Origin of the sequence: Enterobacter sp. JJBC (assembly GCF_036936505.1) — a bacterium.
Classification (GTDB): domain Bacteria; phylum Pseudomonadota; class Gammaproteobacteria; order Enterobacterales; family Enterobacteriaceae; genus Enterobacter; species Enterobacter hormaechei_C.
This window is the reverse complement of sequence record NZ_CP136935.1, coordinates 4,074,574-4,095,755: the sequence shown is the minus strand read 5'-3', so window position 1 is coordinate 4,095,755 and position 21,182 is coordinate 4,074,574. Positions and strand designations below refer to the sequence as shown.

16 protein-coding genes and 1 pseudogene are annotated in these 21,182 nt (G+C 54.9%); 5 read left to right on the top strand and 12 right to left on the bottom strand.

Translation table 11 applies throughout. The features are described 5' to 3' along the window. The first annotated feature begins 135 nt into the window (after nt 1-135). Complete coding sequence (locus RY075_RS19665; protein ID WP_338627939.1) at nt 136-1,683, top strand: methyl-accepting chemotaxis protein; 1,548 nt, start codon at nt 136-138, stop codon at nt 1,681-1,683. Nucleotides 1,684-1,685: 2 nt separating this feature from the next. Here the strand turns inward: RY075_RS19665 and fucR are convergent, their stop codons facing one another. Beyond that, complete coding sequence (gene fucR / locus RY075_RS19660; RefSeq protein ID WP_338627938.1) at nt 1,686-2,435, bottom strand: L-fucose operon activator; 750 nt, start codon at nt 2,433-2,435, stop codon at nt 1,686-1,688. A gap of 76 nt (nt 2,436-2,511) precedes the next feature. Beyond that, on the bottom strand, nt 2,512-3,378 hold the full coding sequence (gene yghU, locus RY075_RS19655) for a glutathione-dependent disulfide-bond oxidoreductase (protein ID WP_003862465.1): 867 nt from the start codon (nt 3,376-3,378) through the stop codon (nt 2,512-2,514). A gap of 183 nt (nt 3,379-3,561) precedes the next feature. Here yghU and gss point away from each other — a divergent pair, with 183 nt between their 5' ends. Further along, nucleotides 3,562-5,424 (top strand): bifunctional glutathionylspermidine amidase/synthase, encoded by a 1,863-nt coding sequence (gss, locus tag RY075_RS19650; protein ID WP_155023537.1) that lies wholly within the window; start codon nt 3,562-3,564, stop codon nt 5,422-5,424. Nucleotides 5,425-5,476: 52 nt separating this feature from the next. Here gss and pgaD read toward each other — a convergent pair whose 3' ends face one another. From pgaD to pgaA, 4 genes are read right to left on the bottom strand one after another with little or no spacing between them, the layout of a single operon-like run. Next, nucleotides 5,477-5,911: a poly-beta-1,6-N-acetyl-D-glucosamine biosynthesis protein PgaD gene (gene pgaD / locus RY075_RS19645; RefSeq protein WP_023323741.1), complete on the bottom strand. Its 435-nt coding sequence runs from the start codon at nt 5,909-5,911 to the stop codon at nt 5,477-5,479. Next, entirely contained in the window at nt 5,908-7,239 is a 1,332-nt protein-coding gene (pgaC, locus tag RY075_RS19640) for a poly-beta-1,6-N-acetyl-D-glucosamine synthase (protein WP_003862462.1), read from the bottom strand. The genes pgaD and pgaC overlap by 4 nt, the downstream gene beginning before the upstream one ends. Continuing rightward, the gene (gene pgaB / locus RY075_RS19635) at nt 7,232-9,169 is read right to left on the bottom strand and encodes a poly-beta-1,6-N-acetyl-D-glucosamine N-deacetylase PgaB (RefSeq protein ID WP_058658630.1); all 1,938 of its coding nucleotides are present in this window, start codon (nt 9,167-9,169) and stop codon (nt 7,232-7,234) included. The genes pgaC and pgaB overlap by 8 nt, the downstream gene beginning before the upstream one ends. 8 nt (nt 9,170-9,177) lie before the next feature. Continuing rightward, nucleotides 9,178-11,616, bottom strand: coding sequence for a poly-beta-1,6 N-acetyl-D-glucosamine export porin PgaA (gene pgaA, locus RY075_RS19630; RefSeq protein ID WP_048209597.1), 2,439 nt, complete (start codon nt 11,614-11,616; stop codon nt 9,178-9,180). Between the two features lie 668 nt (nt 11,617-12,284). On the opposite strand from pgaA, the gene RY075_RS19625 reads away from it, so the two are divergent. Continuing rightward, on the top strand, nt 12,285-12,812 hold the full coding sequence (locus tag RY075_RS19625; RefSeq protein ID WP_003862459.1) for a LuxR C-terminal-related transcriptional regulator: 528 nt from the start codon (nt 12,285-12,287) through the stop codon (nt 12,810-12,812). A 61-nt stretch (nt 12,813-12,873) separates the two neighbouring features. Here RY075_RS19625 and RY075_RS19620 read toward each other — a convergent pair whose 3' ends face one another. Both RY075_RS19620 and RY075_RS19615 read right to left on the bottom strand, forming a co-directional pair. Next, a complete protein-coding gene (locus RY075_RS19620) occupies nt 12,874-15,921 on the bottom strand; it encodes an autotransporter domain-containing protein (protein WP_276191594.1) in 3,048 nt (1,015 codons plus the stop codon). A 116-nt stretch (nt 15,922-16,037) separates the two neighbouring features. Then, on the bottom strand, nt 16,038-16,352 hold the full coding sequence (locus tag RY075_RS19615) for a lipoprotein (protein WP_003862457.1): 315 nt from the start codon (nt 16,350-16,352) through the stop codon (nt 16,038-16,040). Nucleotides 16,353-16,527: 175 nt separating this feature from the next. Here RY075_RS19615 and RY075_RS19610 point away from each other — a divergent pair, with 175 nt between their 5' ends. Both RY075_RS19610 and RY075_RS19605 read left to right on the top strand, forming a co-directional pair. After that, nucleotides 16,528-17,160, top strand: a complete 633-nt coding sequence (locus RY075_RS19610) for a response regulator transcription factor (RefSeq protein ID WP_003862456.1) — start codon at nt 16,528-16,530, stop codon at nt 17,158-17,160. Next, nucleotides 17,157-18,941 carry a hybrid sensor histidine kinase/response regulator gene (locus tag RY075_RS19605; protein WP_003862454.1) on the top strand — a complete coding sequence of 595 codons (1,785 nt, stop codon included), beginning with the start codon at nt 17,157-17,159 and terminating at the stop codon, nt 18,939-18,941. Before RY075_RS19610 ends, RY075_RS19605 begins: the two co-directional genes overlap by 4 nt. 210 nt (nt 18,942-19,151) lie before the next feature. Here the strand turns inward: RY075_RS19605 and RY075_RS19600 are convergent, their stop codons facing one another. The 4 genes and pseudogenes from RY075_RS19600 to RY075_RS19585 form a co-directional block, all read right to left on the bottom strand. Beyond that, a complete protein-coding gene (locus RY075_RS19600; protein WP_338627937.1) occupies nt 19,152-19,997 on the bottom strand; it encodes a DUF4942 domain-containing protein in 846 nt (281 codons plus the stop codon). A gap of 82 nt (nt 19,998-20,079) precedes the next feature. Further along, nucleotides 20,080-20,270, bottom strand: a pseudogene (locus RY075_RS19595) (hypothetical protein). Nucleotides 20,271-20,293: 23 nt separating this feature from the next. Further along, a complete protein-coding gene (locus RY075_RS19590; RefSeq protein ID WP_338627936.1) occupies nt 20,294-20,785 on the bottom strand; it encodes a DUF5983 family protein in 492 nt (163 codons plus the stop codon). Further along, nucleotides 20,782-21,162, bottom strand: a complete 381-nt coding sequence (locus RY075_RS19585; RefSeq protein WP_338627935.1) for a TA system toxin CbtA family protein — start codon at nt 21,160-21,162, stop codon at nt 20,782-20,784. The genes RY075_RS19590 and RY075_RS19585 overlap by 4 nt, the downstream gene beginning before the upstream one ends. Nucleotides 21,163-21,182: the final 20 nt, after the last annotated feature.

Below are 21,182 nucleotides of genomic sequence, written 5' to 3'. Positions count from 1 at the left end.
CGGTGAATTTTCGAAACAACGTTTTCATTCTATGCCGACTCGATAACGAAAAAAGTATATTTTCTACAGTATCTGCCGATAACGAGGGGAGTACTCGCCTCTGGGCGAATTCACCCTCACGGCAAGGAATACTCAATGAAGATGCTTCGTAATTTCACCATCCGTTTCGTCATGCTGACGATACTGGGGATCTTTTGTGTCATGTGGGCAGGCGTGGGGCTTTACAGCACCTGGTCTCTGTCTCGTGTTTCTGATGGTAATGACGTTGACCGCCAGCTGGTCCGGCAAATGACGGTGCTGAGCCAGGGCAACGATCAGTATTTCCGTTTCGTCACCCGCCTGAGCCGGGCAATGGAAGTTAAAGCGGCGGGCGGCACGCCGGACCTGGCTCCTGCTCAGCAGGCGCTGGATAACATGAGTAAAAAGCTGGCAGAGATGAAAGCTATCTCCCCGGGCCCGATGGATGAAAAGGTGTCTGCGCAGGTGATTTCCACCTGGCAGGCGCTGCTCGATCAGGGCGTTACACCGCAGATGGCGCAGGCGAAGCAGGCGACGCTCGAAGGCTATCGTCAGCATTCCAACAACGTCACGCCGCCGCTAAGCCGTGCATTCGGGTCAGCGGCTGAGAACTTTAACAATACCGCGGCGAAGGCGCTCGACAGCACGCGCGTGGTGGTCGACGGCCTCACCAGCATGACCCGGACGGTAATTATCACCGCCACGATCGTGGGTCTGCTGATCCTGCTTTTCACCGACCGCTACCTGGTGGCGATACTGGTAAAACCGCTGGATCGTATCCGTCAGCAGTTCCGCCAGATTGCGCAGGGCGACCTCAGCCAGCCGATTGAATCTTTGGGCCGCAACTGCGTGGGGCAACTGGTACCGCTGCTGAGTGCAATGCAGGACAGCCTGCGGGAGGCGGTCAGCACGATTCGTTCCGGCAGCGAGAATATCTGGCGCGGGGCAACGGAGATCTCCAGCGGGAATAACGATCTTTCTTCGCGTACCGAAGAGCAGGCCGCCGCGCTGGAAGAGACCGCGGCCAGCATGGAGCAGCTTACCGCAACGGTGAAGCTGAACGCCGAAAGCGCGCGCCAGGCCAGCCAGCTTGCGGATGTCGCCTCCAGCACGGCCAGCCGCGGCGGGTCGCTGGTGGAAGATGTGGTTACGACCATGAGCGGCATTTCGGACAGCTCGAAAAAAATCGCTGAAATCACCACCGTTATCAACAGCATCGCTTTCCAGACTAATATTCTGGCGCTGAACGCCGCGGTGGAAGCCGCCCGGGCCGGGGAGCAGGGGCGAGGCTTTGCGGTCGTGGCGGGTGAGGTACGTAATCTGGCCAGCCGCAGCGCGAATGCGGCCAAAGAGATCGAAGGGCTGATTGCGGATTCCGTTGCCCGCGTGGAGCAGGGAGCGCAGCTGGTGAACGATACCGGCACCACGATGGAAGCAATCCTGCGCGACGTGACGGAAGTGACCGTCATTATGAAGCAGATCGCCACCGCGTCAGAGGAGCAGAGCAAAGAAATTTCTCAGGTCGGCGTTGCCATCACGCAGATGGACGGCGTGACCCAGCAGAACGCCTCGCTGGTGGAGCAGGTTTCCGCCGCCGCCGCCGCACTGGAACGGCAGACCGAAGAACTCCAGCGTTCAGTGCAGAAATTCCGTCTCACCGCGTAACCTCATCGTGTCAGGCCGTCTCTGGCGGCCTGACGTTTATCGCTCTGAATAATCTGTGTTACCTGCGACAGCTGACCAATTTTCACTTCGCTTGCCCGCATAAATTTACTTTTGTCGATCAGTAGCAGCGACTGGCTGGCGCGGTTTAACAGCAGCGCCTTAAAGCCCGCGTTGTGCTCGGACGGATCCCAGAGAACGCCATGCTCATCGACCCCTTCACACGAGAAGATAAACAGATCGATCTCCAGCCCTTTTAGCTGCGTCACCAGCGCCGGATTAACATAGCAGCGATACTTACGCTCAAGGGTTCCGCCGGAGCAGATAAGCGTGATCCGCTCGCGCTTTGCCATCTCGTGGCAGACAGGCAGGCTGTTGGTAAATACGATGAGGTCGATGTCCGGCAACTGGCGCGCCAGATGAAAGCAGGTTGAGCTGGCGTCGAGGGCGATGGTCATCCCTTCGCTGATCCAGCCCAGCGCGTGGCGGGCAATATCGGCTTTGTCGGCATAATGGCTTTTCAGGCGTGCGCCAAAGGGTTCACCGCTGTCGCGGCTGTCCGGGTGAATCAGACGCGCGCGCCCGTGCTGGCGCAGAAGCTTCCCCTGCTGCTGCAACGACTTCAGATCCCGGCGGATCGTCTCTTTGCTGACGGAGAGCTTTTCAGCCAGCACCTCGGTAGTCAGCCAGTCGCTTTGACTCAGCAGGGTGATAAGGCTCTGCTGTCGGGTCGCTTTTAGCGTCTGGTCTGACATACGAGGCTCCTTGCGCACGCGTGCTGACGCATTTTTCTCATCGCGGAAGAAGGGCGGCGAACCGCCCGGTCATGGATCAACCCTGACGTTTATCTTCCGTCTGGGTATCGAAGTCGCTTGCTGAATGACGCTCATGCAACTGCTCGTTCAGCTCGCCGTTGGTACGGTTAACAATGCGCCCGCGTTTCACGGCCGGACGATTCGCCACATCTTTTGCCCAGCGCTGCACGTTGGTGTACTTCCCGGCATCCAGGAACTCGGCGGCGTTATAGACGCTGCCCAGCGCCACGCAGCCAAACCATGGCCAGACTGCCATATCCGCAATGGTATATTCCTCACCCGCTACGTAACGACCGCGCGCCAGCTGTTTGTCCAGCACGTCGAACAGGCGTTTAGCTTCCATGGTGAAGCGATCGATAGCGTACTCAATCTTCACTGGCGCGTAGTTATAGAAGTGGCCAAAACCGCCGCCGAGGAACGGGGCCGCGCCCTGTAACCAGAACAGCCAGTTCAGGGTTTCCGTTCGTCCTGCCGGATCTTTTGGCAGGAAGTGACCAAATTTCTCGGCCAGATAGAGCAGGATATTGCCGGATTCAAAGACGCGCGTCGGCGGGGTGGTGGAGTGGTCACGCAGGGCCGGGATCTTCGAGTTCGGGTTCACGTCGACAAAACCGCTGGAGAACTGATCGCCCTCGCCAATGCGGATCAACCATGCGTCGTATTCCGCGCCCGTCACGCCCAGCGCCAGCAGCTCTTCCAGCATGATGGTAACTTTCTGTCCATTCGGCGTACCGAGAGAGTACAGCTGGAGCGGGTGCGCGCCCACAGGTAGCTCTTTCTCGTGCGTCGCGCCCGAGACGGGACGGTTGATATTGGCGAACGCGCCGCCGTTATTCTGTTTCCATTCCCACACTTTCGGTGGCTGATAGGTGTTATCTGACATGTTGGCCTGCCTCTTTGGTGTTGTGTTGAGGCAGTGTAGCAGGAGATGCAGGAACCGTTTAACGATGCGAGCGTAATGGGCAGGGCGGGTGTATGATAACGCCACCTCTGTCAGTTAATTACAACGTGCAGACGACGACAACCCCACAAAAAAATTGCCGCCTGCCTGTTTTAGGTTGGACACATGCGTAAAGGAACGTTAAGCAGTGACGCCCCCTTCGGGACGTTATTAGGTTATGCGCCGGGTGGCGTGGCGATTTACTCTTCAAATTACGGCAGTCTCGATCCGCGTCACTACCCGGAAGATGCGGAATTCCGCAGCTATATCGGCAACGAGTACATGGGCCATAAATGGCAGTGCGTTGAGTTTGCGCGCCGTTTCCTGTTTCTCAATCACGGGTTTGTCTTTACCGACGTCGGGATGGCGTGGGAGATCTTCTCCCTGCGTTTTTTGCGCCAGGTGGTAAACGACAATATTCTGCCGCTACAGGCCTTTGCTAATGGCTCAAAACGTGCGCCGCAGGCCGGTGCGCTGCTCATCTGGCAAAAGGGCGGTGAGTTTCATGAGACCGGCCACGTCGCCGTCATTACCCAGCTGCTGGATGACAGAGTACGCATTGCCGAGCAGAACGTTATTCACTCCCCGCTGCCGCTGGGGCAGCAGTGGACGCGCGAGCTGCGTCTGAGCGTGGAGGACGGTTGCTATACGCTTCATGACACGTTCAACGATACCGAGATCCTCGGCTGGATGATCCAGACGGAGGAGACGGAACACAGTATTCCTCAGCCGGAGATCGACGGTGAACTGCTGAAAATCAGCGGCGCGCGGTTGAAGAACAACCGCCAGTTCGACGGGAAATGGCTCAATGAAGACGACGCCCTGCAACAGGCGTACGTTCGCGCCAACGGCCACGTTATCAACAACGATCCCTGCCAGTATTTCACCATTACCGAAAGCGCCGAGCAGGAGCTGATCAAAGCCACCAACGAACTGCACCTGATGTACCTTCATGCCACCGACAAGGTGCTGAAAGACGACAGCTTACTCGCGCTTTTCGACATCCCAAAAATCCTCTGGCCGCGTCTGCGCCTCTCCTGGCAGTGGCGTCGCCACCATATGATCACCGGTCGTATGGATTTCTGCATGGATGAGCGCGGCATTAAGGTTTACGAGTACAACGCGGATTCCGCCTCCTGCCATACCGAGGGCGGGCTGATTCTTGAAGAGTGGGTGAAAAACGGCTATCGCGGCACCGGCCACAATCCGGCGGAAGGCTTGCTGGAGGAGCTGACCGGCGCATGGAAGCACAGCCACGCGCGGCCGTTCGTCCATATCATGCAGGACAACGATATTGAAGAGGATTACCACGCGCTCTTTATTCAGCGCTCGCTGATCCAGGCCGGGTTTGAAACCAAAATCCTGCATGGACTGGGCGCGCTGAGCTGGGATGCCGCCGGGCAACTGATTGATGATGAAGGCCGTCACGTTAACTGCGTATGGAAAACCTGGGCCTGGGAAACGGCGATTGAGCAGATCCGCGAGGTGAGCGAAACCGAGTACGCCGCCGTGCCTATCCGCACCGGTCACCCGCAAGGTGAAGTGCGCCTGATTGACGTCCTGCTGCGCCCGGAAGTGCTGGTCTTTGAACCGCTGTGGACGGTGATCCCAGGTAACAAGGCGATCCTGCCGGTGCTGTGGCAGCTCTTCCCGAACCACCGTTACCTGCTGGATACCGATTTTGAGGTCAACGATCTGCTCAAACGGACCGGTTATGCCGTTAAACCGATCGCCGGACGCTGCGGGAGCAATATCGATCTGATCGGCGCCCAGGACGAACTGCTGGACCAGTCCAGCGGCAAGTTTGTTGACCGCAAGAATATCTACCAGCAGCTATGGTGCCTGCCGAAGGTTGACGGCAGATACATTCAGGTCTGCACCTTTACCGTGGGCGGGAATTATGGCGGAACCTGCCTGCGTGGGGATAACTCGCTGGTGGTGAAGAAAGAGAGCGATATTGAACCGCTGATTGTGGTGAAGGATAACTAATTCATACCCGCGACAAAAAAGCCCCCGCCGGATAACCTGCGGGGGCTTTTTCTTACTCTTCTTTCTCGTCCTGCTGCTCGCTGATCTTCAAATCAATGATCCGGCCAATCTGGTCATGGTAAACCGTCAGCAGATTGTACTGGCTCATCTCGGACATAATTTGCGGCGTGACGTTAAAACTTTGGGCAAGCTCGTCATGGCGCAACATTTCCGGATGACGCCGCCTCACATGCGCGCGGCGGCGATTGTACTGATACCACAGGATCAGCAGCCAGCCGTTGAACGCGGCAATCAGCAGATAAACCAGCACTGTATTAAACGAGGCGATAATTACGTTCCAGCGGTGATCGCCCTCCTCGGTTAACTGCATCCACAGCCTGGCGTACAGGAAAAACAGGAATCCTCCCCAGGCTATCAGCGTTAATGCAGCATCGAAAAGACGCGGTGCCAGCCGATGTTCAGTCAAAATTAACGTACTCTCGTTCATTGAATGCTCCCTTTACCCCGGTCCGGACTGATCCAGCGCGCGCGGGCGCGTTTACGTTTAAGCATGACTTTCGGAAATGCCACGAGGGTGGTAAACAGGCCAATCATCCAGTACACCATCGGGAACCAGATTACCCAGAACAGCGAGCCTGCCACATTCCGCTCGTAGCGCCGCTCGATATACAAACTGACGAGGAATTGCAGCAGGCACATTACGCCCAGCAGCAGCCCGGTAAACGCCGGGGGAAACAGGCTCGCAACGGCCAGGTTCGCGGGAAGAGGGATAATATGGCTGAGAATGAACAACACCACGGTCGCCCCATAGGCAAATGCCCACAGCGTTGATAGGGCGTACTCGAGAAACAGGGGCCACATGCGATGATGCTCCCAGCGGGCCATCTTGCGCAGGTTAACCAGAAACACCTCTGCCCCCCCCTGCGCCCAGCGCAGACGCTGTTTCCACAGTCCCTTTAGCGTCTCCGGCATCAGGATCCAGCACAGTGCCCGCGGCTCGAAAAAGATATCCCAGTGGCGAAGCTGAAGCTTCCAGCTTATGTCGATATCCTCTGTGATCATATCCGGGCTCCAGTACCCGACATCCGCCAGCGCCTGTCGGCGAAAGGCGGCGATGACGCCGGAGACGGTAAAGACCCGGCCATAGATCCGCTGCGTTCGCTTGATGAGGCCAATAATGGAAGAAAACTCGCCCACCTGAATACGACCAATCAGCGTTGAGCGCGTGCGAATACGCGGATTTCCGGTGACGGCCCCAACGTGGGGATACTGAATCAGCGGTGCCACCAGATACGCCGCGGTGTCGCGGTCGAGCAGGGCGTCGCCGTCAATGCAGACCAACAGATCGCCCCGGGCCGCCGCAGCGCCGGCCTTGAGCGCCACGGCTTTCCCCTGGTTCTCCGCGAGATTAATCACCCGCAGGCGCGGCTGCTCCCGCGCCAGCTGTTGCAGTACCTCCGCCGTGTTATCAGAAGAACCGTCGTTGATGGCGATAACTTCTACATTCCAGTACCGCTGATCCAGCGCGGCACTAATGGTCTCCCGTGCGTTGCGTTCCTCATTGAAGCAGGGAATAAGAATCGAGATTAACGGCTCACCGGCTAAGGCGGGGGCGGGTGTTGCGTTATCCCACGACCAGTGCCGTTCAAGCTGAAACCAGAAATAGAGGCCGCCGGTTACCCAGAGCACGGACATAAACAGCGGCCAGAAAAAGACAAAGTCCAGAATCAGTTCGCCAGTAAACAGCGCGGCTACGCCTAACGGCAACCCGAATACCAGACACAAAATAGAGAAGGCGATAATGCGATCAGTCATTGTCAGGATACCAGTACGAAGAAAATTCAGGTCTGATACGTGAAATATCAGGTTGGTTGTTGAGGAAGTCGTCGGGGTAATAACCGTAATTTTTGATGCCGTTCAGCTGGAGCACCCGCATCCACTCCACCAGACGTTCATCGGCTACGGCACGCTGCGGTTTCTGCGCCCAGTCCCTGGCCTGTAGCTCAAAAATCGTTTTATTCAGCGCGCCGGGGCGTGCGGCGACGGCTTTGACTAAACGCGTCAGCCAGGCATTGCTCTCTTCTGCCGGGACGGACTCCATCAGCGGCATTGCCATCGGCACCGTCCAGTCGTAGGCCGCCAGAAAATCATCCAGATTTTGCGCAAACCATGCCTCGCTTTCCGGCTCGAGAATGGGTAACGCGAACATGTTCCGCGCGGTTTTGATCTGCGGGCCACGGATGTTTTTCACCGCCTGGCTCAGGGTGCGGGTAAAGCCGATAAGCCGCTGGCTCTTCTGCCGGGTCGTATCCTGTCCGGCATCGTCAACGTCCGTCAGCACTGCGTCGTCATGGAACAAGATCCCGTTGAAGCTGGCATAGCGGGCCAGATCTTCATAGATCTCCGTCACCTGCTGGCGAACCTGCGGACTCCAGGGGGAGAGCCGGATATAGGGCTCGGCGGCCACGGTCAACTCTCCCGTTTGACGCTCCCGGCGCTGCACGCGCGGCAAGGCTGGACTGAGATCGAAAGAGAGAACCGGCATCCACGCGAAGACTTTCACTCCCGCGCGGGTTTGTAGCTGCCAGGCGACAAAATTAAAGAGATCGGCACGCACCGGAAGACGACGGTTGGGGAAATAGAGCGCGCTGATCCTGCCGTCGCCCCGCGGATCCGAAAACGCCTGGAGAAACACATGGCTGATTTGCATGTCGTAGACCCGCTGGACGAGTTTGTTGATGTTTTTCGTCTGCTGGGCCGGATCGGGATCGTAGACGTAATCAAGATCAACATGCATGACGCGCACCGGTTCAAACTCCTGAACGCGGCTAACCGTGTTGGCAAAGGTTTTTATCGACGGATTTCCGGCAATCAGTAGGCGCGGGATGTTGCCGAGGTCGCGCACGTTTGCCAGCCCGTCCTCCAGGGTAAAGGCCAGCTGATAGCCCTGTTTCTGGGCGATAGCGAGCGATGTACCGTTAGCAGCCCCATAGGGCCACACCCAGGCACGCGGCGCTTTTCCCGTCACCTGGGTGATTTTATCGGTGACTTTCCGTACGTCTGCGGCGATCCGCTGATTGAAGTGTTCATCGGTTTCGTAATGCCCCGTCGCGTTATCAAAAAAACGGTTAGCGATGGCGGGTTCACGGCTTCCCTGCGGGTTGGCCGGAATGCCGTAATGCGAGGCCCAGGTATGCGAGCCAATCTCAATCAGCGGGGACTGGCTGAGCTCGCGAACCATATCCCAGGTGGCAAAGCGATCGCGGGGCGTCATCAGACCGCCGAAGTTAACTTTTTGATTTGCCGGCGTATCCACCCAGCTGCCCACCGGTGCCCACAGCGCAGGAACGTTCCAGGCCTGAAGCAGGGGCCAGACCCGGGTGTAAAAACTGCTATAACCGTCGTCGAAGCTGAGCAAAACGGCTTTCGGCGGCAGCGCTTTTTTTCCTTCATGCGCATCCAGAATGTCCTGCACGCTAACGGCGTGATAGCCGTTGTGCAAAAGCCAGCTTATCTGCTCGTTTAACGCGCTGGTGCGAACGGAGAGGTAGCGCTGATCGGCGGCATCATCTTCGACGTCGTGGTAGGCCAGGACCAAAAACTGATTCTCCGGCCAGGGTTTGCTGGCCTCCAGCTGCGGCCTCTCTTCAGGGGCCATAAAGGAGAGCGGCTGCGCGCAGAGGCTCGCGCTGAGGCAGAGCCAGCCGATGACGATCAGGCTTACAGAAAAACGTGTGTTCAGCATATTCATCCTTAAAAGCGTAAAGTCGCATCTAACGTGACGGAGAGATTGCTCTCGCGTTTGCCGTCGTAAGGGCGCTTATCCCAGTTCAGCATCACGCCAGTATCGACAACGTTGTTCCACTGGATGCGTTGCCCGTAACCCAGCAGGGTAACGGCGCCAGGTGACTGATTTTTCTGCCAGTAGCTGCCCCCGCCTGCCACGAACTGCTGGCTCCAGAGGGTGTCGTAGTGGCGGTACATCTCATGGTCAACGGACAGGGCAGCCGTCACGGACAGATCCCGTGCCGGGTTGTAATAGAGCGTATTCCGCAGGCTGTTTTTACTGGCGGCGATCCCCGGTTCGAGATCCAGCGTCAGGGTCGGGGTCTGCCAGAGACGCTCTTTCCCAGAGAGGGTGTATTCCTGACGGCGGTTGTGGTCTGAGAAGCGGCTGATTGCGGCGTTGAACTGGTATTCACGTCGCTCGTTTTGATACCAGCGCACCCCACCTTCACCCCGGTTGGCGCTAATCCCATTGCGTAATGCCCGTAAGGGTGTGGCGCGTGACAAGCGCTCGAGGTTACCACTGACCTGCCAGTTATCACTCAGGCTGTAAGTTGTTGAGAGCCGTGCGCCCGGCCTGTTTTTGCCGTGATAGTGGTTGCCGGAGAGCTCGGCTTCGAGCGTGAGGTCACGGGGGCGCCACTCAACGCCGCCCAACAGGTGGCGGCTGATGCCTTTACCTTCGTCGAAATTCCCCTGGGCATAGCGGGTGCCGGCAAACAGCCGCCAGCTATCCGCCACGGGCGGGCCATAGAGCGTGGCGTCCCAGTTCATGTCGTGGCTACCGCTGACGGGGTTATCTGAGTGCAATCCTTTACCCGCCTTCAGACGCAGCTCAGACATATGGTGGACCATTCTGAGTCTGTCCAGGCGACGGGCGCTGCGATCGGCGGGGGCGCGAGCAATTACGTTATTAGCCAGTAAATCCATCTGGCGCCACTCCTGAAGGTCCATTGCGACGTAAGCCTGCTGTTTTTCAAGCTCCAGATTCGTGGGTTCGAGCGCCTCTGCTCGTTTAAGCTTTTGCTCGGCCGCGCGCGGCAGGCCTCTGGCCTGAAGCAGGGCGGCATAATCAATCTGTAATCCCTGATTTCCCGGCGCCGTTGACGCCAGACGATACGACAGCTTTTCGGCCTCCGGCAGGGCGTTGGTTGCCAGCAAATAGTTAAATTTGAGTGACTGCCCGGTAAGCCACCGATCGTTTGGCTGGGCGGCGGGGGACCCGAAATCGTAGCGGGTCCAGGGAACGCTGCGGGTCTCGCGCTCAACGTAGCGGCGGGCGGCCTGATATTGCCCCGTATCCAGCCAGGCGTAGAAAAGCGCATGCTCCTCATCCTGCGGATCGGAGGCGTAGTGTGGATAGCGTTGCACAAGCGAGAAGGCGGCAACGGTGTTTTTCTCCTGCAAATATGCAGAGATCACCCAGCCGATGGCCCAGTCCGGCACCGGATGCTGTGCGGCCGTCAGCGACTCATATTCGCTAATGACCTGCCGGTAATTACCCTGCGCATACAGGGCGCCAAGCCGATCGATACGGGCAAGGATGACGTCTTCAGCCGCCTGCGGGTCGTTTTGCCAGCGGGAAAGCAGGGCGTGATAGCGATCTAATGCGTTTTGTGCCAGCCGCAGGCGCTCTTTCTCCGTTCTGCCAGGCACATCCGCCAGGCGTACCCGTTCAGCCGCGGCGTTACGCTCAAGGCGGCGGCGCTCCGCAGGAGAGAGCGCCGCGTTTTGTGACAGCCAGAGTGCGGGCGTGCTTACCCGGTTATCCGTTAGCGCATCGATCGTCTCGCGAAGAAGGGCCTCATTCCCTGGCGCGGCGCTCAGCGCGCGCATGTCAGCCAGCAGCCGATCCCTGTTTTTTCCCTGGCGCATCCAGACATAGGAGAGCGTCTCAAGGTGCGCGGGAGAAGGATTGTCTTTAACCAGCTGCCGGGCTTCCGAAAGCGCGAGGCGATCTTTGCGGGCATCGGCCAGAGTCTTCACATAGCCGATGCGGTAATCGTCGTTATCCGGCGCAAGGCTGAGCGCCTCTTTCCACAGCGATAAGGCGGATGGCCAGGCTTTTTGGTTTCTTCTGGACTGGGCGACGGCAGCGATGGCGCGAGCGGGCAGCGGCATATAAATACCATAACGCTGCCAGACCCGGATAACTTCGTCATCGCGTCCTGCCCAGGAGGCTACCTGTAACCAGTCCGCAACCTGTCCGGGTGTTAAAGCATGTTGTTGCTCATAGCGCTGTAGGTAATCAAGAAACAGAGCGTAATTACCGTTACGTGCCTGTTGTATCTGATGCTCATAAACGGATTCATCAGCCTGAACCAGAACAGGAAAGAGTAAAAGCAGGAACAATAATATTGTGGTGCGATAAAAGAATAACGTAGTGAAGCTAAGCGATCTTTCCATATCTATTTGCCATTTGTTTATTGTGAATCCATTGCATAACACGGCCGCCTTTTAACTCTGTGTTAAAGGGCATAAAGGAGAACATTAAATCTGAATGATGCTACGTTATGGGGTACTTACTTAAAGGTAATTATGAGCCCTCGTCTCAGTGGTCTGATTGGGCTTAATGTACACCCGATGTGTTGGGGGATAAATAAGTTGAAAAGCGGCTGGGAGGTTTTGAGATAATTCTGGGAGAAGTAAGTTTTTTAGATAATTCAGTGCAGGGTTGATGTTTTTAATTAATTGATATTAAATGATTTTTCTTTCTCTGCTTCCTGTTTTGTTATATTCAAAATGAAGTTCTTCTGAGTTAATTAAAGTACTTTCTGGTGCATGTTTGGGAAGTTTCATGACAAAAATTCTTAATGTTCAGAGAAGTGACTTTTCTGAAATTCTTTTTTATTTATAATTAACGCCAGGCATTGAGTGATAGTCTGCAAAAAGTCTAGCTCACCAATGTCATATTGAGGGATGATCAAAGCCAGAAAACATTTGCCGTTAATGTAAAACGCTATAAACGAAAGCGTTCTTGTTTCTTAAGAGGCGGGCTTGCTTTAATCTAAAAGGGATGGTTAGTGGCGACTTCAATAGTGTTAGTGACTCAGGATTGTTTCCTTGTCAGGGGGATGCGGCTATTTTTCCCGGATATAATTTGCCTCAGTTCGATAGACAGAAACATATTTGATACCGACGCAAATGAATATACTGTACTGATTGATAGCCGTACGCCGCTCCGTTTATATGATTACCTGATACGTCATCCGGCCAGAACGAGAAAAACGATCTGCTGCGTTATGCTGGATATGCGTCCTCGAGAGGAGGATCTTCTCAGTATGAAGCTGTTTATGAACACGTCGCTTACGGCTCCGGATATGGCGTCGTTATTCAATCTGGTGCTTGATATGAAAGGCAGGCGTCTGACAACCAAATGGCTGCTTAACTTACGGCTGAGTCGACACGAAGCGATAATGATCCGGTTGCTGAAGGCAGGGAGGTCAATGGAAGAGATTGCAGATAAGCTGAATATGTCGGTTAAAAGTCTCTATCGCAAGCGAACGGTGCTGTCAGAGCGGTTAGGGGCAGGGAACTTCAACGAGGCGTGTTTGTTTATCTTTAAAAACAAACTGCTGGACGCGGTTGGGAACGATCCCTAGCCTCGTCAGAAGCCAAAAGCAGAAACCCGCCACGAGGGCGGGTTCTTTTAATGGAAATAATTCAGAACGACCAGCGCAGATTGGCGTTAACCGAGTTGACGCGGGTATCCGCACCATATTGTCCCTGGTAACCCACATCCAGCGTCGCAGCACGCGACAGCTGTACGCTCACGCCGATATCACCGACCATCACATCCTCATCCACGGCCTGTCCCTGAGTAATGAACGCGTCGCTGCCCGCAAACGCCATGCGCGAAGAGGTATTCTTATCGCCATAGGCGTGCTGCCAGCCCAATGAACCGTAGAGGTTAACGTGCTTCGGCAGCTCGGTCACACCGCGCAACCCGAGTGTCGTGTAGAAGGTGTTCATCGTTTCGTTACGGACGCTCAGCGCAGCGGCACCGCCGTCTTCCCTGAAGCTGTCGGTATGTAGCCGGATGTACGATAAATTGACGAACGGCTCAATATTCCTGTCTGGCTGGCCGAAACGGTAGCCCGCTTCGGTGAACGCCAGCAGGGAGTTGGCGTCGTAATCTGACTTCAGCCGATCCGAGAAACCGCTGAAATCAACATTGCGCTCGCCTTCGATCTTGTGCCAGGTATAACCCAGCGCGCCGCGAAGGGAGAACGCATCATGTTGACCCGCCGCATACAGGCCAAGGTGATAGTTGTCGGTATCCGTTGAGGATCGACGGCTGTCGACGTCGTAATCACCCCGGCTGTAGCCGAAGTAGCCGCCGACCCGCACGTTATGGTCCGCCAGCTTGCGATCTGCCCCCAGCAGGAAGCCGGTGGTGTTGCCGTCCAGCTTGCCCACGTTACCGTCGCCGCTGTTTCGGCTCCAGGAGCTGAAGGTCTGGCCCCAGACGCCATTGTTTTGCGGCTCCGGCTGCTGCACCAGCGACATGGCTAACGGTGGTATCGGCAGGCTGTCGTTATCAAACGCGCGCTGCATCCGCTGGTTTAACACGTTAAACACCTGCGTGCTGCCAGCGATCAGGTTGGACTGCATTGACGGATAAACTTCACCAGAAAGCTGGTTGAACGCCTCGCGCGCTTCCGGTGCGCTTAGCAGAAGCAGCGAGTTATACAGCGCCAGCGACGGGCCGCTTTGCGTCAGCGTGGAGAGCGCGCCAGCGGTATTCCACTGGTTGCTGCTTTGGGCCACGGTCTGGAAAATGCCCGGCTTGCCGCTGCCCGGGTTTTCACCGCCAGGATTCTCACCGCCCGGGTTTTCACCACCAGGATTCTCACCGCCAGGATTTTCGCCTCCGGGGTTTTCACCGCCAGGATTCTCACCGCCAGGATTTTCGCCTCCGGGGTTTTCTCCTCCAGGATTCTCGCCACCGGTCTCTTTCTGCGCGATGGTCAGATCGACGGCGTTGGTGCTTTGCTTAAGCGCCACGTCGAGGAATGCGGATTTGGAGATCGCTCCGGCGAACTCACCGTCGATTCCCCCGTCGGAGGTCAATATGCGGTAGCTTTGGCCCGTTTTATAGCTGGTTTGCGGATCCAGCGCGGTGACCTGTACCTTAGCCTGATTGCTGATGGTGGTTTTGCCCGATACCAGTAGCTGGTCGCTGCGGCCATCTCCTGCGATATCGACGTCATAGAAGGATTCGCCGATAAAGTTCAGATAGCGTTTCAGCGTCAACGTACCGATATTGCCGTCGCCGGGCGAGATATGTCCGCCGGACAGGATCTCGGTCTGGCCCAGCGTCCCGTTGCCGCCCAGCGTGCCGCCGGACTTGATTGACGCGGCGCTGCTGTAACCCACCCCGTTGCTGACGTCTGAACCCGCCGTCGCATTGAGGATCAGCGTGCCGCCGTTCTCCGCGCTAAGCGTCTGGACGTCAAAAATATCGTCTTCTGGTTGGGTATTAATATTGCTGGCAATAATGACTTTACCGCCCCGCGCGGTGACGTTCGCCTTGAGTGCGGAAAGATCGCCGTTCAGCGTCGTCTGCCCGGAGGTGTTGATCACATCACCTTCACCGCTCATCGTGTTGCTGAAGATGTAATTTCCGTCGGTATGGTTGAAGTAGACATAGCTGCCGAACAGTCCGCCACGCAGGCTTATTGCCGTCTTCGCATCGAGGGTACCTGCGCCGCCCGCCGTGCCAAGCGTTGGCTCAGTTAAACCCGTGCCGGTGTCCATATTGCCGCGGCTGCCGATGATGAGCGCACCCCGGTTCGAGCCGGAACCCGATGTCCCCACGATCAGCGCATTGCTGCCAGCGGAAAATGAACCGCCGTCAATCACAGACAGCACGCCATTACCGTAATCGCCCACGCTCACGCTGCTGCCGCTGGTAAAGCGTGAGTCCTCGCCCGCAATAACCAGCTCGGCGGTTTTCCCTGCCCCGGAGACGCCTGCCACCTGCACGCCGCCAACGTTAACCGTTCCGCCGTTCAGCACGTCCAGGTCGCCATAAAGCGTCAACGTACGGCCAACGTTCCACTGTGAGCCGCTCCCTGTGACGGTGGCTTTCGGGCTCAGCGTGTCGGTTTCACCCGGTCCGGTACCGTTGCCGATGCGTGCATCGTAAGCGGTATTGAGCGCAGCGCCGTCTTCAATCGCAAGCGTGGAGCGTGCGCCCAGATCGGTGCCTACGCTGAGAAAATTACTGGTCACACGAGAGCCAGCACCCGTGGCGATAAGGTGGCTGTCGTAGCCGCGGGTGGTGCCGACAACAATCTCCTTTGCACTCGCCAGCGCGCCCTCTTCGACTCGCAGGGTGCCGAGGCCAAGATTCAGGTCGCCGCGCAGGACGTACCGATCGTTCACCGCGTTAAGCTCAGCGTCTGGCCCACGGACCGTGACCACGCTTTCATAAATTTTGCCGTCGAACAGCCGACCGATATTGATGTTATAGGCGGTGATTTTGCCATTATCGATCAACAGATTTCCGCGTTGATTACGTCCAACATACACATCACCGGTGTAACCCAGCGTTTCGGTAATACGCGAGTCGCCATCAAAAAAGGCATCGGCTGCACGCACGATATCGGCAGGTAAAAACAGTAACAGCGGCGCGGAAAATAGAGCGAGGTAAAGTCTGGAAAGCGGTGTCTTAACCGCTAAAGAATGCGATGTAGAGTTATTCACGGGCTATCTCCGTACTCATTAGCATGATGTCAGGAACATCGTTTTTTTATGAAAACTCAGATACGCCAGATAATGTAAAAGGCGTTATTTATGTACGCCTTTTGATGCGGCGTTAATTATTTATGTGTGACAACAGGTGTACAGGTTGGCGCGCTGAGTGTCGGTGCGGATCCTAAAATCCCCGGCATCATCATTGATGAGCAATCGAAAATACGCCCTTTTTCCGTCGTGGCGCGATAAGACAGCTTTTGTCCACCCAGTGCGTCCGGCTGGGCGCCATTAACATTGGTCACAGTTATTTCATCCGATGATCCCAGTCCCAGCATTTTAGCGGTTTCCGCTTGCAGGAGTGGAATAGCCTGATCGGTTTTCAACGTGGAACAACCGGCTAACATCAACGTAACGGTTAAAACGATTAGTGGTTTTTTCATAAATTATCCTTGATATCCAACCAGTTAATTTCACTGATTGTATTTATGTTTTCTTTTACCCAAATCAGCGAATAATATATTTCTCTTTCCTAATCGAAAAAACCCTCCTAAAGTAGGGTGGGTAGATAATAATTCACCTGTACTCTAAGATATGCGAAGGTAAAAGGAGGCTCCTTTGGGACAGAATTATGCGTTAGTCGTTGATGACCATCCATTGGTAGCAAGCGGCATCGCCAATTTTCTGATTACACATTGCCAGTTTAAACAGGCGTGTGTGGTGACGAATGAGGATGATTGCTACCGACAAATTAGAGATCATGGCCCGCCACGTTTGCTGGTAATCGATTTTTGGCTCTCTTCCGGAACGGCCCTGAAATTACTCAAAGAAGTAAAACAACTTTACCCACAGGTACGACTCCTGGTGGTCAGCGGGGATGACAATAATGATATCTGGCGCAAAGTTAATGCCGCCGGGGGACACGGTTTTGTATTGAAAAGCGAGCCACCTGAGATGTTCTCGCGGGCCGTTTTCGCGCTCACTGATAATCAGACCTGGTTTCCTGAGGGAAACGAAATTTCCGTTAAGGCCAATAATGAGAAGTTAAGTAAATTTAACTTAACGCCGCGACAAATAGACGTGTTAAATATGATTATGCGCGGCCTGCCAAATAAACGAATCGCCGCACAGCTTTCAATTTCTGAGCCCACGGTCAAAGAACACATCAGCAATATATTGAAAAAGATAGGCGTTAACAGCCGGGTTGAAGCCATCACGCTTCTGCATGGCAAGCAGGAACCGTCGGAATGAGGTTTTTCCAGAGCTTACAAAATGATGGTATCTCTGCTCCGGCGCAGATCCGTTTGCTAAACAACACCTTTCTGCGGCTGGTATTTAGCTTTAGTGCTGTGCCCTTTGTGGGTATTCCTTTCGCCATCTGGATTTATATGCTTGGGGACGACCTCGGCCCAACGATTATCTGGATAATTATTTATCTGCTATGTGCCGTGGCGATACGACTATTGCACCGATGCTATCAGCGTGAAGCGAAAGAAAACGGTGAGAGGGACGTCCTGCGACGCTGGCTTCCGCGTATTAATAATATTGCCTTTATTCACGGGCTGGGAATTTCTTCACTCTATTTAATTACGCCACAGACGCAGAATTTTGACTTTTTCCTGTTACTTAATATCAGCATCGCCGCCATCGTCGCCGCCAATGCGACACATCTGACGCCTGTCATTAGTACCTTCACGCGTTTTTTCTTCGCCTCCTGGGGGGTGCTGAACCTCGGTATTATCTGGCGGCTGGATGAGTTGATGTTCATCGTGCTCATGCTGAATCTGCTTTACGGCTTCGCAATTTACCGCCATGCGTTAACTTCCCATGCGTTCTTTATTCAGCAGGCGCTGCTGGAGGAAAAAAGCTCACGGCTGGCGGAACAGTTTCGTCAGGCCAAAGAGGACGCGGAGCAGGCACTGCTGGATAAAAATCAGTTTCTGACCACCGCCAGCCACGATCTGCGCCAGCCTGTGCATGCTATGGGCTTTCTGATCGAAGCCATCCTCCATCGAAACCGGGACGGCAGCCTGACGCCACAGCTTCTTGACCTTCAGCAGAGCGTTCGCTCGGTACATTTAATGCTCAACTCTCTGCTCGATCTCAGCAAAATAGAATCCGGGAATGTCCTCTCTGCCCCGACCAAAGTGGATATCGGTGCTCTGCTCGACTCGGTCATCACGCTGTTTCGTGAAGAGGCCAACAGCCGCGCGCTTAGGCTGTGCATCCGGCGGCCTAAACGCCATATCTACGTGATGGGCGATCCGCTACTGGTGCGACAGTCCCTGATCAACCTGATTCAAAACGCCCTTCGCTACACGCTCCAGGGCGGGGTGCTGGTCGCCATCCGACCGCGCGGTGACGAGTGTATGGTGGAGGTGTGGGACACGGGAGTCGGTATCGCCGATGAAGAGAAGGGCAAAATCTTCTCACCTTACTACCGCCCCGAGCTGGCATGGAAGATCGACAGCGCCGGACACGGGCTGGGACTGGCCGTTGTTGCCCGTTGCGCCAAGCTGATGAAGGTGAAATACGGGATGCAATCCATTGAAGGTAAAGGCTCACGCTTCTGGATGCGCTTTACCCAATATGCTGGCGAAGATAGCGTACTGGATACCCCGCCCGCCGCTGATAACACCGCCACGCCGGTACGCTATGCGCCGCTGCACGGTTCCTGCCTGGTTGTCGATGACGACCCGCTGGTGACGTCTGCCTGGGAGAGCCTGATGAGCGTCTGGGGAATCGACGTACGCTGTGCGGCCTCCGCTGAAGAAGCGTTTGCCATAATCGACGACGGCTTTACGCCGTTCGCCGTGCTGTGCGACCAGCGCCTGCGATCCGGCGAAAGCGGCTTCGATATCCTGAAAGCGCTTTTTGAACGTCTGCCGGATATGAGCGGCGCGATAGTTAGCGGCGAATTTAATTCACCGGTTCTGCTGGAGGCGGAGCAGGAGGGGTATCTGGTACTCCGCAAGCCTCTGGAGCCAGCTAAACTGCATGCGCTGCTGACGCAGTGGTTGGGATGTCGTTAAGGGAATGCAGAAGTAATGATTCTGGCGGGCTCAGAATGCAAAAACGGACCTCCGTGGAGGTCCGTTAATATGAAATTTGGTGCCGGACTCGGAATCGATTCTTTATATTAACTTATTGATGTATATATATTATTTTTAATTTGGTGATTTTTGTACCCTCATTTGTACCCTCGGTCCGTTTGCATTGATTCTGGTGACTCGAATTTGGGTTCAGGTACGAGGTGGTAGGGTTGCAGGAAAATAGCGGGCAACTATTTCGTTCATCTTATCAATCAAATCAGAGCGTTTAAAGATGATATGCCCAGTGCCTTTCTGGAAGTAACGTATCTCAACATACTCGTCTTCGTAAACGGAAGCGTGCTGTTTGCAGATATGAGCATCCAGCCTGACGGAAAGATCGTTGCGATTCTCCGGAACAGGTTTACCATCCAGCAGATTAAGCATACGATCTAAATCCGTTAACTGCTCACGTCTGCGCCCATGACGGAAGTGAAATCCCCAACGGTCATATTGTACCAGACCATCAACGATGATCTTCTTACCGAACATACAGGGGCTGTTGCTTTTGTAGTCCCAGCTCAGTGATTTGAACACGTTAATGATCCCACGCTCAAAGACTTCTGCTTTGCTTTGATGCAACTGCTCAAAGGTACTGACAATATTAGCCTTACTTATGGCGGGTATGTCACCCCTCTCCAGACTGTTGTACCACTCGTCACGTGCCTGAGCGTCCATCAGCGCGATCATGCCGGATTTCTTCATCAGATTACGCCAGATACTGCGATCGATATTGCGGGTGATGGCTTTCATGGCAGTTTCAGGCGCTTCTGTTAACCAGCTCCCATAACGGTGCCCCTCCCGCATGGCCCAGTCATTAGACGTACCGCCGCCAATGCTGATGGTTACCTGAGAGATTGTATCAAGTTGCTGGATCAGAGTATCGATGCATTCCAGTGCGTTATTACGTCCCGTGACGACACGCTCAATATTGGTGGAGCAAATTATGTCGGTGTGACCGGTTAATACTTCGGGTTCGGTGAGAGTAGGTTCTGACATCAGTAAGTTCCTTTATATAAAGCAAAGCGCCAGTCGGTGAGGGCTGGCGCTTATGCTGTGTGATGTGAGTATGGTTCGATGGTTAATCTGTTCTGCCCTGTTGCAGAAGCTGCAGATGACGAAGATCGCGAACGTCCTGCATGCTTTTCTGATATGGGGTAACAGCTTTGCGGTGTTGTTGTTGTCGAAGATGATCTCCGTAATGCAATTGATATTGTCCTGCAGCCAGCCAATCAGAATGTTGAGAGCCGTTTCGGTGGTTAATTTCGGCATGAATTTTTCTTGCGGGGATTGGGTTACCAGTCAAAGATGGTAAAGCCGGGTAGCGCTTCACCTGAAGCATCAAAATGGATGATGTCGGCGGAATAACGATGCATAAGCGTAACAACCAGACGACGACAGGCTTTTGATAACCCCAGTCGCTTTAGTTCCAGCACGGGATGTAAACGGGCATTCAGCCTGAGAATAAATCCGTAGCCGGTATACAGTATCCAGTCGCAGTCGCCGCCGTCATGACGTTGAAGGGTTACCTGGTCAAGGATAGCGTTATCCTCGCAGGTAATATGGGCGGTGCTACACTGGATCCCGTTCAGACGGGTGGCACGTGGCAGGGGATCTTCAACAACCAACTTCCCGGGGGCGTCAGCAATGCGAAGTGAATAACCGTTATCGCAGACCACATCGATCAGGTCGGCCAGTTCAATACCATCGATATCAACAGCGATACGACCTATGTTGAAGGCCAGAACGTTAATGGAATCAGTTTCCACGGTCAGGGACAATTTCATGAATGTTGTTCCTGAGCTGCATTTCCCGCGAGGAGAAGAGTGATCCTTTTATACCCGTTGCGTTGCATCAACCCCGTTGCCCGCCTGGCCCGGAGAATATCAATTACCCCGATAAAAGGGGACTGATGTTGAATGGAGAAACCGGGGCGATCAATTCGAACCAGTTCAGATTTTTCAACGAGAAAATTGAGTGCATCTGCCAGTGAAATCCCGGCGTCAATATGCTGCTGAATGACACAGTCGTTGCCAAACTGTGTGTCGTTAAGCGAAAGGCCGTAATGCTTTTCCAGCAGATATGTAAGAAGTTGCTGCCAGATTTCAACGGGTGTCGGGCGTGACGGTGCCTTCCGAACCGGAATGGCGGATAAGGTTTGCATAATAAAATGCTCCTGAATAA

What these genes read in the sequence shown, in the direction of transcription:
- pgaA (WP_048209597.1), bottom strand. Translation starts at nt 11,616, where the DNA reads ATGGAAAGATCGCTTAGCTTCACTACGTTATTCTTTTATCGCACCACA.
- gss (WP_155023537.1), top strand. Translation starts at nt 3,562, where the DNA reads ATGCGTAAAGGAACGTTAAGCAGTGACGCCCCCTTCGGGACGTTATTA.
- RY075_RS19600 (WP_338627937.1), bottom strand. Translation starts at nt 19,997, where the DNA reads ATGTCAGAACCTACTCTCACCGAACCCGAAGTATTAACCGGTCACACC.
- pgaB (WP_058658630.1), bottom strand. Translation starts at nt 9,169, where the DNA reads ATGCTGAACACACGTTTTTCTGTAAGCCTGATCGTCATCGGCTGGCTC.
- RY075_RS19615 (WP_003862457.1), bottom strand. Translation starts at nt 16,352, where the DNA reads ATGAAAAAACCACTAATCGTTTTAACCGTTACGTTGATGTTAGCCGGT.
- pgaC (WP_003862462.1), bottom strand. Translation starts at nt 7,239, where the DNA reads ATGACTGATCGCATTATCGCCTTCTCTATTTTGTGTCTGGTATTCGGG.
- RY075_RS19590 (WP_338627936.1), bottom strand. Translation starts at nt 20,785, where the DNA reads ATGAAATTGTCCCTGACCGTGGAAACTGATTCCATTAACGTTCTGGCC.
- RY075_RS19625 (WP_003862459.1), top strand. Translation starts at nt 12,285, where the DNA reads ATGCGGCTATTTTTCCCGGATATAATTTGCCTCAGTTCGATAGACAGA.
- RY075_RS19665 (WP_338627939.1), top strand. Translation starts at nt 136, where the DNA reads ATGAAGATGCTTCGTAATTTCACCATCCGTTTCGTCATGCTGACGATA.
- yghU (WP_003862465.1), bottom strand. Translation starts at nt 3,378, where the DNA reads ATGTCAGATAACACCTATCAGCCACCGAAAGTGTGGGAATGGAAACAG.
- RY075_RS19605 (WP_003862454.1), top strand. Translation starts at nt 17,157, where the DNA reads ATGAGGTTTTTCCAGAGCTTACAAAATGATGGTATCTCTGCTCCGGCG.
- pgaD (WP_023323741.1), bottom strand. Translation starts at nt 5,911, where the DNA reads ATGAACGAGAGTACGTTAATTTTGACTGAACATCGGCTGGCACCGCGT.
- fucR (WP_338627938.1), bottom strand. Translation starts at nt 2,435, where the DNA reads ATGTCAGACCAGACGCTAAAAGCGACCCGACAGCAGAGCCTTATCACC.
- RY075_RS19585 (WP_338627935.1), bottom strand. Translation starts at nt 21,162, where the DNA reads ATGCAAACCTTATCCGCCATTCCGGTTCGGAAGGCACCGTCACGCCCG.